Origin of the sequence: Acinetobacter calcoaceticus, from assembly GCF_051947995.1 — a bacterium.
Lineage (GTDB): Bacteria > Pseudomonadota > Gammaproteobacteria > Pseudomonadales > Moraxellaceae > Acinetobacter.
The window spans coordinates 1-239 of record NZ_JBLVVH010000050.1 but is presented as its reverse complement, the minus strand read 5'-3'; the positions used below and the strand labels follow the sequence as shown (position 1 = coordinate 239).

Below are 239 nucleotides of genomic sequence, written 5' to 3'. Positions count from 1 at the left end.
AGGCCGCGCGCTTCATGCAGTTGTGCGACGCCTTCGACATCCCGATCGTCTCGCTCTGCGACACCCCTGCCTTCATGGTTGGCCCGGAGGCGGAAAAACAGGCCACGGTGCGCCACGTCTCGCGGATGTTCGTCAGCGCCGCCAGCCTGACGGTGCCGTTCTTCACCGTGGTCCTGCGCAAGGGGTACGGACTGGGTGCCCAGGCCATGGCGGCGGGCAGCTTCCATTCGCCGCTGTTC

The 239-nt window shown here is 66.9% G+C and carries 1 protein-coding gene; it reads left to right on the top strand.

What is annotated here, in order from left to right; translation table 11 throughout:
• Positions 1–239, top strand: a 239-nt coding sequence (locus tag ACNQO6_RS18510; RefSeq protein WP_440209922.1) for a carboxyl transferase domain-containing protein, incomplete at both ends; no start/stop codon positions are given.